Source organism: Streptomyces sp. NPDC005566, assembly GCF_040605575.1.
Classification (GTDB): Bacteria; Actinomycetota; Actinomycetes; order Streptomycetales; family Streptomycetaceae; genus Streptomyces.
In genome coordinates this window covers 160,465-173,705 of sequence record NZ_JBEXDB010000013.1, presented here as the reverse complement: position 1 = coordinate 173,705, position 13,241 = coordinate 160,465, and the positions used below count along the sequence as shown (strand labels likewise).

Annotated in this window: 17 protein-coding genes; 2 read left to right on the top strand and 15 right to left on the bottom strand. The window is 68.3% G+C overall.

Features of this window, described 5'->3' with window-relative positions; all coding sequences use genetic code 11:
* Positions 1 to 19 precede the first annotated feature (19 nt).
* The 13 genes from ABZS61_RS21715 to ABZS61_RS21655 all read right to left on the bottom strand — a co-directional run bounded on the left by ABZS61_RS21715 (position 20) and on the right by ABZS61_RS21655 (position 10,364).
* A complete protein-coding gene (locus ABZS61_RS21715) occupies positions 20 to 1,276 on the bottom strand; it encodes a tyrosine-type recombinase/integrase (protein WP_356423540.1) in 1,257 nt (418 codons plus the stop codon).
* 9 nt (positions 1,277 to 1,285) lie between these two features.
* Positions 1,286 to 1,531, bottom strand: a complete 246-nt coding sequence (locus ABZS61_RS21710) for a helix-turn-helix domain-containing protein (RefSeq protein WP_356423536.1) — start codon at positions 1,529 to 1,531, stop codon at positions 1,286 to 1,288.
* A 123-nt stretch (positions 1,532 to 1,654) separates the two neighbouring features.
* Positions 1,655 to 3,049 (bottom strand): phage/plasmid primase, P4 family, encoded by a 1,395-nt coding sequence (locus ABZS61_RS21705; protein ID WP_356423534.1) that lies wholly within the window; start codon positions 3,047 to 3,049, stop codon positions 1,655 to 1,657.
* Positions 3,046 to 3,972, bottom strand: a complete 927-nt coding sequence (locus ABZS61_RS21700; protein ID WP_356423531.1) for a bifunctional DNA primase/polymerase — start codon at positions 3,970 to 3,972, stop codon at positions 3,046 to 3,048. The genes ABZS61_RS21705 and ABZS61_RS21700 overlap by 4 nt, the downstream gene beginning before the upstream one ends.
* Positions 3,973 to 4,057: 85 nt before the next feature.
* Positions 4,058 to 4,381, bottom strand: a complete 324-nt coding sequence (locus ABZS61_RS21695) for a hypothetical protein (protein WP_356423528.1) — start codon at positions 4,379 to 4,381, stop codon at positions 4,058 to 4,060.
* A gap of 1 nt (position 4,382) precedes the next feature.
* Positions 4,383 to 4,994 (bottom strand): hypothetical protein, encoded by a 612-nt coding sequence (locus tag ABZS61_RS21690; protein WP_356423525.1) that lies wholly within the window; start codon positions 4,992 to 4,994, stop codon positions 4,383 to 4,385.
* 11 nt (positions 4,995 to 5,005) lie between these two features.
* Positions 5,006 to 5,194 carry a hypothetical protein gene (locus tag ABZS61_RS21685; protein ID WP_351165938.1) on the bottom strand — a complete coding sequence of 63 codons (189 nt, stop codon included), beginning with the start codon at positions 5,192 to 5,194 and terminating at the stop codon, positions 5,006 to 5,008.
* 159 nt (positions 5,195 to 5,353) lie between these two features.
* A complete protein-coding gene (locus ABZS61_RS21680) occupies positions 5,354 to 5,605 on the bottom strand; it encodes a hypothetical protein (RefSeq protein WP_356423521.1) in 252 nt (83 codons plus the stop codon).
* Positions 5,606 to 5,744: 139 nt separating this feature from the next.
* Positions 5,745 to 7,967 carry a cell division protein FtsK gene (locus ABZS61_RS21675; protein ID WP_356423518.1) on the bottom strand — a complete coding sequence of 741 codons (2,223 nt, stop codon included), beginning with the start codon at positions 7,965 to 7,967 and terminating at the stop codon, positions 5,745 to 5,747.
* A 94-nt stretch (positions 7,968 to 8,061) separates the two neighbouring features.
* Positions 8,062 to 8,274: a hypothetical protein gene (locus ABZS61_RS21670; protein ID WP_356423515.1), complete on the bottom strand. Its 213-nt coding sequence runs from the start codon at positions 8,272 to 8,274 to the stop codon at positions 8,062 to 8,064.
* 145 nt (positions 8,275 to 8,419) lie between these two features.
* Entirely contained in the window at positions 8,420 to 9,067 is a 648-nt protein-coding gene (locus ABZS61_RS21665; protein ID WP_356423512.1) for a GGDEF domain-containing protein, read from the bottom strand.
* Positions 9,064 to 10,071: a DUF2637 domain-containing protein gene (locus ABZS61_RS21660; RefSeq protein ID WP_356423508.1), complete on the bottom strand. Its 1,008-nt coding sequence runs from the start codon at positions 10,069 to 10,071 to the stop codon at positions 9,064 to 9,066. The genes ABZS61_RS21665 and ABZS61_RS21660 overlap by 4 nt, the downstream gene beginning before the upstream one ends.
* On the bottom strand, positions 10,068 to 10,364 hold the full coding sequence (locus tag ABZS61_RS21655; RefSeq protein WP_356423505.1) for a hypothetical protein: 297 nt from the start codon (positions 10,362 to 10,364) through the stop codon (positions 10,068 to 10,070). The genes ABZS61_RS21660 and ABZS61_RS21655 overlap by 4 nt, the downstream gene beginning before the upstream one ends.
* Before the next feature lie 659 nt (positions 10,365 to 11,023).
* On the opposite strand from ABZS61_RS21655, the gene ABZS61_RS21650 reads away from it, so the two are divergent.
* Positions 11,024 to 11,782 (top strand): helix-turn-helix transcriptional regulator, encoded by a 759-nt coding sequence (locus tag ABZS61_RS21650; RefSeq protein WP_356423502.1) that lies wholly within the window; start codon positions 11,024 to 11,026, stop codon positions 11,780 to 11,782.
* A 2-nt stretch (positions 11,783 to 11,784) separates the two neighbouring features.
* Positions 11,785 to 12,258 (top strand): NUDIX domain-containing protein, encoded by a 474-nt coding sequence (locus ABZS61_RS21645; RefSeq protein ID WP_356423499.1) that lies wholly within the window; start codon positions 11,785 to 11,787, stop codon positions 12,256 to 12,258.
* Here the strand turns inward: ABZS61_RS21645 and ABZS61_RS21640 are convergent.
* Together ABZS61_RS21640 and ABZS61_RS21635 are read right to left on the bottom strand one after the other, a co-directional pair.
* A complete protein-coding gene (locus ABZS61_RS21640) occupies positions 12,246 to 12,818 on the bottom strand; it encodes an HD domain-containing protein (protein WP_356423496.1) in 573 nt (190 codons plus the stop codon). The genes ABZS61_RS21645 and ABZS61_RS21640 overlap by 13 nt on opposite strands.
* A complete protein-coding gene (locus ABZS61_RS21635) occupies positions 12,815 to 13,201 on the bottom strand; it encodes a GntR family transcriptional regulator (RefSeq protein ID WP_356423494.1) in 387 nt (128 codons plus the stop codon). Before ABZS61_RS21635 ends, ABZS61_RS21640 begins: the two co-directional genes overlap by 4 nt.
* Between the last annotated feature and the right edge of the window lie 40 nt (positions 13,202 to 13,241).

The window sequence follows — 13,241 nt, the reverse complement described above, 5'->3', positions numbered from 1 at the left end:
AGTCTCATCTGCAGTCTCATTAGGACCCTGCGGAGCCGTCCGCGCCGCTCTCGTCGGGCTCTTTGGCCACCTCCCAGATGAGTCCTCCGACCCGCTGCGCGACGTCGGCGAGGATGCCGCCCGTCACGTGCTGGTACCGGGCCGCCATCGCCGTGGACGACCAGCCCATGATCTGCATCACGACCCGTTCGGGGACACCGAGGATGAGCAGAACCGTCGCCGCGGTGTGCCGGGCATCGTGCAGGCGCCCGTCCCGAACCTTCGCATCGGCCAGGAGCCGCTTCCAGGTGTCGTAGTCCGTGCTCGGCACGAGCGGCTCACCCACCGGAGAGGTGAAAACGAATCCGGACTCCCGCCACTCCTCCCCCGCGATCGCCCGCTCGCGTGCCTGCTCTCTGCGGTGGAGCTCCAGCAGCCTCACCAGTTCTTCGGGAACACCGATGACGCGTCGGCCGGCGCGCGACTTCGTATTGGCCGTGTCCTCGTTCTTCCTGACCCGCTTCTTGCAGTACCCCGGCTTCGTGCCGCACTCGCCGCCGCAGCCGTGCAGGTACTTCGGCCTCAGCCGGTTCTTCCGGACGCGCAGGACTCCGCTGCCGGAATCGAGGTCTGCCCATCGCAGCCCGAGCGCCTCCCCCTGCCGGAGGCCCAGGGCGAGCGCGATGGACCAGCGAGCGCTGTTCCGGAGCTTGGCGGCCTCCGAGAGCAGGCGCTGCACCTCTTCGATGTCGTACGGCTCCACCTCCTCTTCCTCGATCCTCGGAGGGACCGCGAGGGTGGCGACGTTGCGTGTGACGTGGCCGCGGCGCAGCGCGTGATTCAGGGCGGTACGAATCGTCCGGTGCGCCTGGTGGGCGGTGGCGGGCTTGCTGCCGTTGGTCAGCATCCGGCTGTAGAAGCGCTCGAGGTGTTCGGGCTCCAGCTTGTCCAGACGGTGAGCCCCGACACCGGGCACGAGGTGGACCCGTACGGCCACCTCGTAGCCGGCGTACGTGTTCTCTCGCACCGACGGTTTGGCGATCTCTTCCACCCAGTGCAACAACCACGCCTTCACGGTCCACGCGCGGCCGGCCTTTCGTACCTTGCCTTCGTCCCGCTGCTTCTCCAGCGCGCGAACCTTCTTGATCACCTCCCCTTCGCTGACCTTGCTCATGACGTGGCGCCGGTCCGGCTTGCCGTCATCGCGGACGCCCACGGTCACTCGGCCGTGCCAGTAACCGTCACTGCCGAGATAGATGGATGACGCCCCGTCCGGGCGCCTATGCCCCTTGGCCATTGGTGCTCCTTACGCCGCGGCGTGGTTGTTTCGGGTCTGCATGCGCTCGTTCAGGTAGTCGATGAGCGCTTGAACGGGGACGCGTCGGCTACGGCCGAACGGGACCGTCTGGACGACTCCGTCACGGATAAGGCCGTACATCGTGGTCCGGCCGATGCTCAGGCGGCGGGCGGCTTCCTCGACTGTCACCGCGAGGAGCGTGAGATCGAGGTCCTGCGGGTTCTCGTCGTTCTTCAGCAATTCGAGCCGGGGCATGGCACTCCTCGGTGCGGTCATGCGAGCAGGTGGGTGTTGAGTCCGCATTGCTGGGTGTCGCGACTCAAGCGACTCAGAGGCCGTTCGGAGGGGCGGCGTGAGTCGCTTGAGTCGCGGCACGGGCTATCGCGGATCGGGCGGCGTGAGGGTGATGCCGGTGTACGTGGGCACCTGCCGGCCGTACGCGTCGCGGGGGCGGGCCCGGTGCAGTTGGGGGACGACGGAGAGCAGATTCCGTCCGAACATCTGCTTGGTTCCCACGGCCCGTACGCCGTTGTCCTCGGCCCACTCGCGCCAGATCGCCCACAAGGTGTCGACGGGGACCTCACAGGCGGCCCCGACGGTGCAGCGCTCGCGAATGAACGCGCTCGTCGGCGAGGCGGTGTCCTGCATCGTGATGACCGCTTCCTGTGAGGAAGGCGGGTCCGTGATCCGGCCGATGCGCTGGAGGCGGGCCAGCCCTTCCAGAGCCCAGTTGAGAATCCCGGGCATCTCGGCGGCCAGCTTGTCGGTGAGGGCCGTGTCTTCCTTGCCGAGCCAGGACACGGTCATGTTGAGCACGATGAACCGGCGGGCGATGACCCCAGAGGAGTCCCCGAAGCTCGGCAGCTCGTTGGTGAGGATCATCAGCCGGGTGGGCAGCTTGCCGGTCCACGGGTCACGGAACTTGCGGTCGATGTCGATGGTGTCCTCACCGGAGATGGTGAGCAGCCGTTCGACTACCTGCCCACCGTCCTTGCCGGACAGACGGGCGTCGGAGATGACGGCGAGCGGCTTGCCGAGCAGCGTGGAGAGACCGAAGTTGCTGCCGAGACCGGCGAGCGTCGGCCCGGCCAGGTTCTCGCGTCCGACCAGTTCCTTGAGGACCCGCGCGATAGTGCCCTTGCCCGAGCGGGACGGCCCCTTGATGAGCAGGATCTTCTGCTGGTCGGTACGCCCGGAGAGGACGTAGCCGAACCATTCCTGCAGCGCGTCCAGGGCCGCTCGGTCGTCCGGCCAGATCTGCCGGAGGAAGCGTTCCCACGTCGGCGCCGTGGCGGCGGGGTCGTAGTGGAACGGGACGGATACGAGGTTGAAGAAGCCGGGAGTGTGCGGCAGCAGGGCCCGATCCCGGATACGGAGCAAGCCGTTCTCACAGGCCACGATCGGGCTGCCGTCTTTGCCCGCGGCGTCCTGCTCGACCCACGAGGGGGCATCGGTGTCGGTGGGCAGGAGCGTGATGGCTCCCAGAGCATCGAGCAGGTTGCTGATCTTCTGCTTCGTGGGTGACCAGTCGCGGGTCTCAGGCCGGCCGTCCTTGCCCGGGATGCTGTAGATCGCGTACTCCAGCCGCTTGTAGAGCGAGGACCGCATCTGCTGATCGTCCAGTTCGCGCCAGCAGGTGCCGGTCCAGCGCATCCACGAACCGCGCCAACGTCGGTACACGAGCCGCTTGTTCTCGTTCTGCCAGCTCGGGAGCAGACGACGCGCCACAGCCATCGGGTTGGACGGCACGGGCAGTTCTTCCAGCTCGCTCATGCTGCACTCGTCTCCGGTGCCCCACCCCGGATGAGTCCGGAGCGGATCGCGGTACGGCACTCTCCGGCGGGCAGGCCGATCGACTGCCCGGCGGAGCTCAGCTCACTGCTTACGGCGGCCTCGGTGAGGTCCCCGCTCCGGATCATCCGGGCGAGGGCGTAGGCCGCGAAGTACACGGCACGATTACGACCGCCCTCGCGGGCGGACAGCACCTTTTCGAGTTCCCCGCGAAGTGCGGCGGTGCTGTAGGCGGTGACGTTGCGCATCCGAGCCGACAGTTCAACCAACGGCATGGGAGCCGGTGCGGGCTTGGGGGTGAGCAGGTCACTGAGCCACGCAGGGAGGGGGGCCGGAGACGCGTCGTGAAGGATCTCGTACGGCGCTCCGCTCACGGCGCTGCCGGCGGCCACCACGTATCCACCCCAGGCACGGGTGTCGACCTTCCAGCCCAGGACGTTGGCCGTGCTGCGTAGCCGCTTTCCCGTGGGTGCGGTGAAGTACAGATGCTGCCCGCCGCGGCGGGTGCGCACGGTGTACGTCTCGGTCGGCAGCTGCTCCCCGGCGCGTTCGCAGAGCATGGCGAACACGTCCAGTCCCTCGGCCGCTCCCGCCCATGCAGTGGGTGGGGTCTCGCTGGCGTCCTTGGGTACGTCCAGGTCCACGACCACGAGGTTCGCGGGGCCCGTGGCGATGCCAATGTTGTAGGGGGCGGCCTGCCAGCACTGAGCGATCTGATTGCCATCGAGCGTGGCGCGCTGCTCCGGGGTGCGGTGACCTTCCGAGCACCGGCCTGTGCTCGGGCAGTGGCGTTCGGGGTGCCCGGCAGGTCGCTTGTCACCGGGGCGCAGAGGGAAGACGGGCCAGCCTCGCTCTGCTGCAGCCAGGGCGGCGCTCAGCAGCGTTGGGGCATGGGTTGGTGTCATGCTGGGGGTTCTCCTGTTTCTGCGAAGGGACAGAGGAACCGGGGCGGTCGTGGTCTTTGGCGAGAGGCGACCGCCCCGGGCATAGCTACTGCTCCTGGACCCAAAGGGCGTACTGCTGGCGGACGTAGTGGCGCGGGTCGCAGATGACGTCCGAGTCGTCCACGTCCATCAGCCGCCCGGCGGCGTGCTCAGCTGCTCCGGTGGCGTCCCGGCTGCAGCCCTCGGCTTCCTCGGCCAGCGCGATCCGGTCCAAGAGCGCGGCCTTGCGAAGCCAGAACTCCCGGCCCATGCGGGTACCGAACGGCTTGTCGGCCGCGGCCTGAGCAGTCCATCCGATCTCACGAACGATGCCCGGGGCTTTCGCGTATGCCGACTCCGGGGTGGGCCAGCGCTCGGTGTCAGTGCTCATGTCAGTGCTCCTTGGTGGTGTCGGCGGTGGGGAGTTCGGGGAGTCCTGCGCGGGTGAGTGCCTGAGGGTCGAAGCCGGGCAGGGTGGCGCGGGCGGTGAGTGCCTGTGCGAGTGCTTCGGCGTAGGCGCCGGTTTCGCGGGCCACCTCGATCTGCGTGCGGCTGCGGAGCAGTTCCACCCGCTCGATGTGCCCGTGCTCCTCGCGTCGGACGGTGGTCTGCCGTTCAAAGGCGACGGTGTCGCGGCGGTCGGTGCGCCAGTACCGGGCAGCGATCCCGTAGGCGGCCGTGGTGGCGAGCACCCACAGCAGCAGTGGGAGCGGGAGACCGTCGGCGTATCCGGCGACACCTGCCAGGGCGAGCCCGCCAGAGGTGGCGAACGCGGTCCCGGCGAGGACCCCGTCACCACCGCCACGGCCCGCGGCGGCGAATGCGCCGGCCGTCGCGGCACCGGCCGCGAGAACGACCATCAATGCGGCGTTGCCGATGCTGTGTTCGGCGCCGTTGGCGTTCCAGATCCGGCCCAGGATCAGCACGGTGGACGTGGCTATGGCCGGTGCCACCTTGGGGGCCGCGAGTGCGACCCAGTGGCGTTGGACAAGGGGTTCATTCATGACGGTTCCCTTCACAGGTCGGGGATGGCTTCGATGACGGCGGTGGTGAGTTCGTTGATGGGTCCGGAGGCGCCGGTGGAGGCGAGGAAGAACCCGAACATGACGGCGATGAACGCGGCGCCGTAGCCGAGGGTGTTGGAGCGGAGCAGGAAGAACAGGACCAGTCCGAAGAGCAGGACCAGGGAGACGGTGACTGCCATGGCGGTATTCGCTTCCGGTGGGAGGGAACGGGTGGATACGCTCTGCACGCCCCGGGTGCTGGCAAGCTCGGGACATTGACCGGCGACCACGCCCGCCTAGCTCCTGCTCGGAGCGGGGCCCGTCTCATGACGGGTGGTCGCCGTTCGCATGCGTGGAAGTCAGCGGGTGCCGTCGCGGTGGAGGCGGGCGGCGACGTTGTAGAGGTGGCGGCCGACGCGTATGCGTTTGCCGGTGGCCTTGCAGCGGCGGCAGTCCTTGCCGCGCTTGGTACGGCCCTTGCGGTCGGTCTTGATCGAGTGGCCCCAGCCGCGGCACTTGCGGCAGTCCCCGAACGGGCTGGCCGCACACAGGGATGCGTAACCAAGGGTGACGAACAGGAGAAGTGCGCTAGCGAGCAGGGCAGGGGTCATCAAGGGCCTCCCGGGCCTGTTTCAGGGGTTTGCGCAGGTGGGACGCTAGAAGTTAGTGCGCTGATCAAGCGGCAGATGTGCCGCTAGCGGTGCCGCTAGACCTAGCGGGGTGTGCTGCTAGGTCTAGCGGCGAACAGGGCTAGCCCGCGTCCCGGTTTCCGTCACGCTCCGCAATCGCAGTGAGGATGTGGGAGCGCTCGATACCGCGCCGGTTGGCGCCTTTCCCGGCTTCGGTCTTGCCCCAGACCTGGCCGGTGCTGACGCCGTGCGGCTTGAGGGCGGCGGCCAGCTGCTCGGGCTCCCAGCCGCCATAGACGTCCGGCCGAAGTTCGGCGAGGCGGGCCACGACGACTTCGGACCACAGCTTCGGCTCTTCGGCCGGCACGACCGCGAGGATGTCCGCGAGGAGATCGAAGCCGGACGACTCCCGGTCCTCGAAGTCCTCCCCGGCAGCGTGGCCAGTGAGGGTTCCGGCTGCTTCGCGCAGGCGGCGGGCCCGCAGCCCGATCACCTCAGCCGTGGGCGCATCCACGTAGACGGAGGAGACAATCCGGGCGTCGGCACCTTCACCGACGAAGTAGTGGATGCCCTTGTCCTTCCAGCTGAACATCGTGGCCCGGATCCCCCTCTTGTAGCTCGAGGTGCCGAGGACCATGTCGTTCTCCAGCTGGCCCATGACCTTCAGGCACCACCGCGCCGACGCGTTCGCGCTGATCCCGGTGGGCAGCGCCTTTGCGTCCGGGCGCTGCGTCGCCAGTAGCAGAACGATGCCGGTGGCGGGGCCGCGCTTGACGAGGTCGGTGCAGATCTCTTCGAACTCGGCCCCGTGCTTGGGGTGCTCGAACCAGACCTGGCACTCATCCACGCCGATGACGATCGGGTGGAGCCCGAGCTTGGGCTTGTTCGCCAGCTCGGACGTCACCTTCGACTCCGGGCAGATATCCCGCGGCAGCGAGCGAATCACCTTCGCTCGGCGGCGCAGCTCGGTGCGCAGTTCCCGCAGGTCAGCCAGGGCGTATTCGATGTCCTCGTCATCGTCTCCGGCCCGGTGGCGGTGCGAGACCCGCTCGCCCACCGGGTCGAGGTCGCCAGTGCCCTTGAGGTCGTAGGTGTGCAGCTCGGCCCGGTTATCGAGGGCGGCGATGAGCAGGAGCAGGCGGAGCAGGAACGTCTTGCCCATCCGGGGGATGGCCCCGATGACCCCAGCGATGTACATCAGGGTGATGTCGACCCATCGGCCGCGCTGGTCCGTGCCGAAGCTGACCGGCTTGAACAGGTCGACTGCTCCGCCCTTGATCAGGGGCCATGCGGGCTTTGTGGCGGTCGACATGTCCTGATCCCCGACCCACAGCACCAGGCGGCCGGTGTGCTCGTCCGGAACGGCTTCGGGCCACACGCACCCGAGCGGGCGGCGCAGGCCGGACGCGAGCTTGTCGCGGCGCTCGATGACGTCGGTGACGGTCACGCCGTACGGAAGGTCGCCCTCGGCACGCCATCCGGGGCCGTCCCTCGTGATCGGGGCGGTGAAGGTGAAACCGTCCCGGCCCTTGCTCTGCGCCTGGTTGATGGCGGTGATCCCGAGCGCACCGAGGGCTCGCAGCACGATGTCCGAGGTGAGCTTGGGCGCCTTGGCCATCTCGATTGCGCGGGTGATGACCGGTGCGTCGGCCCGGGTGCCGGCCGACCCTAGCGCCACCAGGACGGCCCCGACCGAGAGGGCTTGGAGCCAGCCGGGGGCAAGGACGTAGATGGCGAGCGCGACACCGAGCCCGACGAACATGCCCAGCACCGTCACGAGAGTGCGGAGTCGGACCCGCCCGTCCCGTTGCCGGGAGAGCTTGAGGTACTCGGCGGCATCCTCGCGCCGGACAGACGCGAGCCGGACCGGCTCACCCTCCCGGTCGGCGACCCATCGCAGCGTCCCGCCCACGAACTTTGCCGCCCCGACGGGGGATTGGAAGGTGAGGCGGGCGGCGTAGTACGGGGAGCGCAGCGCGTGGTACCCGGCCAGGTGCCCGTAGTGGCCCGCCGCCCAGCGGGTGGCGGTCCGCAGCTCAGTGGTGGAGCGCAGCCAGGCGGGGACGATTGCCCGGCGCTTGGCCCCGATGATCCGGCCCATGAAGCCGGGCCCGGCTTCGGCCTGACCGTCCACCATCACCGGCTCGTTCGGGTCGCCCGACCGGTCACCCGACCCGGTGGGAGCCGAGTCGGGCGACCGGTCGGCGCGGGAGTCGGCCGACTCGGTCCGGGCGGAGCGTGCCTTGTTGAGGTCGACTACTTCCGCGCCCGGGTCGGGGTCGGGGGTGGTGTTCATGTCGGCTTCGAGTCGGTTGAAGAGTTCGCTTTCGTCGTCGTGATTCACTGACTGTCCTTCCCGGACAACAGGGGTTGGAAGGGGTCCGGACGGCGCTTTGGACGGCCGACCGTCCGGACCCCGCTGGGCAGACTTGGCGCGTTCAGTTCGTGGTGCGGGTGGCGGTGAAGTAGGACAGGACGCCGTGCACGCCGCTGTCGCACAGCCACGCGGACACCGCCTTCTTGGCGTCCTCGGTGCTGTAACCGGGGCCTCCCGTGGCCTTGCCGGCATAGGTCCTCTCGCGGGAGCCGACGCCGTTCACGGTCATCACCGTCGCGCGCCACTCGTACGTCACCGTCGTGTTCACGGGCATGGCTGATCTCCTCGAAAGCCGAGCAGGAAAGGGGTTGGTCAGGCGACGCGCTGTTCTTCGAAGTAGGGGAAAGCGGGGTGCATACCGAGCGAGACCGGGATGCAGTACCCGTCGTGCCGCCGGCGCTTCGGGCAGGTGCTGCGGGTCACGCCACCGCCCGCGAACCCGCCTCGGCGCCCGTACCGCGTCGGCCGGCGCGACGGCCGGACCACGTAGCGAATAGCCTGCCGAGCCCAGCCCGCCGCACCCCCGCCCGGCCCTGCTTGGCCGCGTACATGGCTTCATCCGCCCGCCGCAGCAGACCGGAGAGGTCCTCTCCGGGGTGGTCGGCGGCACGAACCCAGCCGAGCGACACCGTGGTGTGCACTGCCGGATCCAAACCGTCCGCAGGGCGGGAGAGCACGCCGTGCAGGACAGCAAGCAGATCCGAGACCGTGCCGTGGTCGTCGATCACGACGGCGGCGAACTCATCGCCCCCGAGCCGTCCGGCGACACCGGCCCGGCCGACGTAGTGGGCCAGCCGGTCCGCGGTCGCCCGCAGTAGGGCATCCCCTGCTGCGTGGCCGTAGTTGTCGTTGATCTGCTTGAAGCGGTCGACGTCCGCGAGGACCACCACCGCCCGCGGATCCTTGAGCAGGACGGCGGCGCGGCGGGTAAAGCCGTCTCGTGTGTGCAGCCCGGTGAGCGGGTCTCTACGAGCGCTACGCAGGGAGCGACGCAGCCACACCGTGTGGACCGACCATCCGACCGCGATCGACCCGGCTGCGGCGAGGGCGGTTAAGAGGGTGTTCATGCCGCCACCGCCCCACCCGTTTCGTCACCGTCGTTGTCCTGCTCGGTGTCCACGGAGTGCAGCGGGGCAGTGGCGCGCTCGGCCTTGAGGGTGTCGCGCAACGTACGGGCGGTCGCCTGGGAAACACGCACCGCCGTGCGGATGCCGTCTGCGGTCAGCGCAGCGTCCGGCCACGCCGTGGTGACCTGACGGGCCTCGGCCAGGATCTCGTCCGGGGACCGCCGCGGCTTCGGCTTCGGCTTGGCGATGCGGCGAGCAGGCTTCGCAGGCCCCTGCGGTTCCTCGCTGCCCTCCAAGACCGGTACCGGGTCAGTCTTGGTCGGCGGGTCCTGCTCGGTGGCCGGGTTGAGCTCCCCTAGCTTGAGCAGGACACGTTCCCGGCGGGGCGTCTGCGAGCGCCACCGGCGGCCGTGCCGCTCGCGCAGCTCGGCACGGGCGAGCAGGCGTTCCCGCTCGCGGGCCAGCGCATCGGCGTAGGAGGTGACCTCCCACAGCGTCATCCGGCGCCACAGGCTAAAGGTGGAGGGGAAAGCGAACAGCCACCGGGAGGCACGGATCTTGTCCATGCGGCGACCGGTGACGGCGCCGATGCGGGAGGCGTAGATGTGGGCGCCAATCTCGGAGAACACCACCCACAGCAGCGGCATCGTTCCGTGCGCCACCTTCGCCCACAGCCCGTGACCTGCCGAGATGTTCAGTCCGCAGGTCACCAAGGTCAGGATCCAGGGCACGAAGCGGACCCAGGCAAGCGCCATGTCCATCCGGATCAGCAGCAGGTTCGCCACGGAGAACACTGGGATGGACACGTCCATGCCGACCGGGACCATCCACGCTTCGCTGAACCCCCACCGGGCCGCCGCGGCCGAGACCGCGTCGAACGATGAGATCAGACCGAGCGCGCCGACACCGGCCGCAGCGAGCGCACCGACACCAGCCAATCCCAGTTCCGGGCGGGTCAGCGGCGGAACCGCCGGCCGATCCTTGCTGTGCGTTGTGGTCGTCATGCCGCCGCACCGCCCCGGTACTGCCGTCGGCCGGCCGCCCGGCGGATGGGGAGGAACGCGACGTTGAAGAGCTCCGGGGCGTGAGCCTGAATCGCCTCGGCGGCGGCCTGACTCACGCGGTCGGGCAGGTCGGGGTTGTCGGCGAGGATGCTGCGGGCCGCGTCCAGACGGGCCGCCCGCTCCATCTCGCTCTCGCCCTCCACACCCAGCCAGAGATCCAGCGGGGTGCCAAGGGCCAGTTCTACGAAGTCGGTGTCCGAGACGACCTGGTGGCCGCCGATGTACATACGCATGAGGAACTCCAAGGCTACGAAGGGATCGGGAACCGGGGCGGTCGCGGTCTTTTGGCGAGAGGCGACCGCCCCGGGTGCAGCGGGATCAGACGGCGGCGATGATCAGCGAAGCGATCAGCCTCCGAGCGGAGAGACACAGGGCTCACCTGCCGGCCGAAGCCACGGCCAACAGGTCCCGAGCCTGGGGAATCGGGCGCGTCATCGTCGCTGCTCTGACGCCAGCAGGGCGGCGCGCACACGGGTGGCACCCAGAGGTGTTCTCAGGTGTTCTCCAGAGCCGTTGCGCAGAAGGTTGGGCCGCCGGGTGACGTCACCCGGTCACCGCGGGAACGAGGACTTCCACCCCGTCATTCGTTCTTGGCACGCTGTTCAGTTCTCAAGCCACGAGCGCTTCCTTCGAACCCGTTTCACGGGGCTCTCCGGGCGCAGGTAGAGCCGTTCACTGCGATCGCCCTACAAAGTGATGCGGTACCTCTATTACAGGTACCGCATCGACTGCCGTCAAGCTCATCGACGGAACCTCTGGGCTCTGCGCCGGAACTTCTTGGCGCACCATCAGCATCACTGCAGGCCAGGGGCGTTGGTCACCCCCTCCGTAGACACCTTGGGTACATCTGGCTACCTTCGAGAAGTCCCAAGACGTCCCACCGGGGGTAGAGATGACCAACGAACGCTTACGTTCGGCCCTGCTCGCGCAGGGCATGACCGTCCGCGACCTGGCCGAAGCCATCGACGTGAACGCCAAGACGGTGGAGCGCTGGATCACGCAGGGGAAGGTGCCGTACCGGCGGCATCAGTACGCCACGGCCTCCGTGCTCGCCGTGGACGTCACGACGTTGTGGGACGACGGCAGGTCTGTCGACAGTGCTACCGACCTGAGCAAGGCGGAGATCGTCACGGTCTACCCGCACCGCCACATGGTCCCGAACGGACTGTGGCGGGAGCTGTATGCGCGGGCCCGCAGCCACCTCGATGTGCTGGTCTACTCCGGGCTCTGGCTCTCGGAGGACCCTCTCTTCCATAACCTGCTGAAGGCCAAGGTCGAGAGCAACGCACAGGTGCGGATCATGCTTGGGGATCCCGGCTGCAACGCTGTGCGGCAGCGCGGCATAGACGAGGGCCACCGCATCATGGACGGCAAGATCCGCAATGCTCTGGTGAACTACCAGCCGCTCTTCACGAGCCACCCGGATGTCGGCTTCCGCCTCCATGACGCCACGCTCTACAACTCACTCTTCCGTTCCGACGACGAGATGCTCGTGAACACGCACGTCTACGGAATCGGCGCCTACATGGCCCCGGTCCTGCACCTGCGCCGACTGCCGGGCGGCGGTCTCTTCGACACCTACGCCCGTAGCATCGAACAGACCTGGGGCAGCGCACGCCCGATCACCGACGACGACATGGTGGGAGCCTGAACATGGGACGCATCGACTACCTTCACGACCCGGATGCTCCGCCGGCCAACTCGGTGGTGCCGTCCGTCGTGGCGTTCGTGCGGAACGACGAAGGCGCCGTCCTGCTCATTCAGCGCTCGGACAACGGCCGTTGGGCGCTGCCCGGTGGCGGCCACGACGTCGGCGAGTCCATCAGTGACACGGTTGTGCGCGAGGTCTGGGAAGAGACCGGCATCAAGGCCGAAGTCATAGACATCTCTGGGATCTACACCGACCCCGGGCACGTGATGCTCTACGACGACGGAGAGGCACGGCAGCAGTTCAGCATCTGCTTCCGCGCTCGCCCCGTCGGTGGTGACGTCCGGACAAGCGACGAAACAACTCAGGTCCGCTGGGTTGCCCCAGCGGACCTGTCCACGTACGACATCCACTCGACCATGCGCCTCCGAATCGAGCACGCCATGGACGATGCGCGGCCGGCGCCCTATATCGGCTGACGCTTGACCTCTGCGAGCCGCAGCACGACCCGCGCAGTGCAGGCGAGGATCTCCGGTTCCGCACGACGGATGAACGTACCGATGAGGCTGTCGGGCCCGTACCGGCCGGTGATCTCGTTCACCCGGTCCACGGGATTCGTCGACGCGCCGTCTGGCGTCGTGTTCATATCGCAGTAGCAGAGCGCGTCTGCAAGGTCAGCGTGCTCGCGCGGGAACTCGGCTTCCAGCTCTTCGCGCATACCGCGCGCCTCGGCTTCCATCCATGCGCAGGAGTGGTGAGCGACCAGACGCACGATGCGCTCGTCCGCGTGCGCAACGTCCCGGAGGTACCGGGCGCCATCCAGCGGGTGAAACCCGGTCTTGGCCAGGTCCGGCGCATACCCGATGTCGTGCAGAACAGCCGCGACCTCAAGTAGCTCGGCATCGTCTCCGAGGATAGGGGCCAGGCTCCGGGCCCGCTCAGCCACGCCCTGACAATGCGCCCACCGGCGTGGGAGCGGCTCGGCAAGTAGCTTCTCCGCGAGGGAGTACGCCCACTCGGTCAATCCCGTGGTCTTCAAGATTCAGAAGACTCCGTTCGCTTCGGCAGCGCCCGTACGATGCGCCGCTTGCCTTGCCGCGCCTCGGACAGCAGGCCGGCGGATTCCAGCTTGACGAGAGCCTTGGTCACGGTGGGCCGCGAGACGCCGAACCGAGCACTCAGCTCCGTGGCGCTAGGGAAACTTGCCCCCACCGCGAGATCATCACTTGCCATGACGTCGGCGAGACGTTCTTCCAGGGGCCGACGGTCGACGTCTTGTCCGGGCCTGACAACACGCCAACGTCCACCAGGCACTGGCTCCGCGAGCCTGTCTTTCCGGAGCTGCGCGAAGACCCGCAGAGCGACACCACGCGAAACGTTATGCGTGCGCATCAACTCTGCAGCAGATGGCAGCTCGACCATGTCCCGGTCCGCCTCGATCCGGGCCCTAACAAGATCAGCG

What these genes read in the sequence shown, in the direction of transcription:
- ABZS61_RS21715 (WP_356423540.1), bottom strand. Translation starts at nt 1,276, where the DNA reads ATGGCCAAGGGGCATAGGCGCCCGGACGGGGCGTCATCCATCTATCTC.
- ABZS61_RS21710 (WP_356423536.1), bottom strand. Translation starts at nt 1,531, where the DNA reads ATGCCCCGGCTCGAATTGCTGAAGAACGACGAGAACCCGCAGGACCTC.
- ABZS61_RS21705 (WP_356423534.1), bottom strand. Translation starts at nt 3,049, where the DNA reads ATGAGCGAGCTGGAAGAACTGCCCGTGCCGTCCAACCCGATGGCTGTG.
- ABZS61_RS21700 (WP_356423531.1), bottom strand. Translation starts at nt 3,972, where the DNA reads ATGACACCAACCCATGCCCCAACGCTGCTGAGCGCCGCCCTGGCTGCA.
- ABZS61_RS21695 (WP_356423528.1), bottom strand. Translation starts at nt 4,381, where the DNA reads ATGAGCACTGACACCGAGCGCTGGCCCACCCCGGAGTCGGCATACGCG.
- ABZS61_RS21690 (WP_356423525.1), bottom strand. Translation starts at nt 4,994, where the DNA reads ATGAATGAACCCCTTGTCCAACGCCACTGGGTCGCACTCGCGGCCCCC.
- ABZS61_RS21685 (WP_351165938.1), bottom strand. Translation starts at nt 5,194, where the DNA reads ATGGCAGTCACCGTCTCCCTGGTCCTGCTCTTCGGACTGGTCCTGTTC.
- ABZS61_RS21680 (WP_356423521.1), bottom strand. Translation starts at nt 5,605, where the DNA reads ATGACCCCTGCCCTGCTCGCTAGCGCACTTCTCCTGTTCGTCACCCTT.
- ABZS61_RS21670 (WP_356423515.1), bottom strand. Translation starts at nt 8,274, where the DNA reads ATGCCCGTGAACACGACGGTGACGTACGAGTGGCGCGCGACGGTGATG.
- ABZS61_RS21665 (WP_356423512.1), bottom strand. Translation starts at nt 9,067, where the DNA reads ATGAACACCCTCTTAACCGCCCTCGCCGCAGCCGGGTCGATCGCGGTC.
- ABZS61_RS21660 (WP_356423508.1), bottom strand. Translation starts at nt 10,071, where the DNA reads ATGACGACCACAACGCACAGCAAGGATCGGCCGGCGGTTCCGCCGCTG.
- ABZS61_RS21655 (WP_356423505.1), bottom strand. Translation starts at nt 10,364, where the DNA reads ATGCGTATGTACATCGGCGGCCACCAGGTCGTCTCGGACACCGACTTC.
- ABZS61_RS21650 (WP_356423502.1), top strand. Translation starts at nt 11,024, where the DNA reads ATGACCAACGAACGCTTACGTTCGGCCCTGCTCGCGCAGGGCATGACC.
- ABZS61_RS21645 (WP_356423499.1), top strand. Translation starts at nt 11,785, where the DNA reads ATGGGACGCATCGACTACCTTCACGACCCGGATGCTCCGCCGGCCAAC.
- ABZS61_RS21635 (WP_356423494.1), bottom strand. Translation starts at nt 13,201, where the DNA reads ATGGTCGAGCTGCCATCTGCTGCAGAGTTGATGCGCACGCATAACGTT.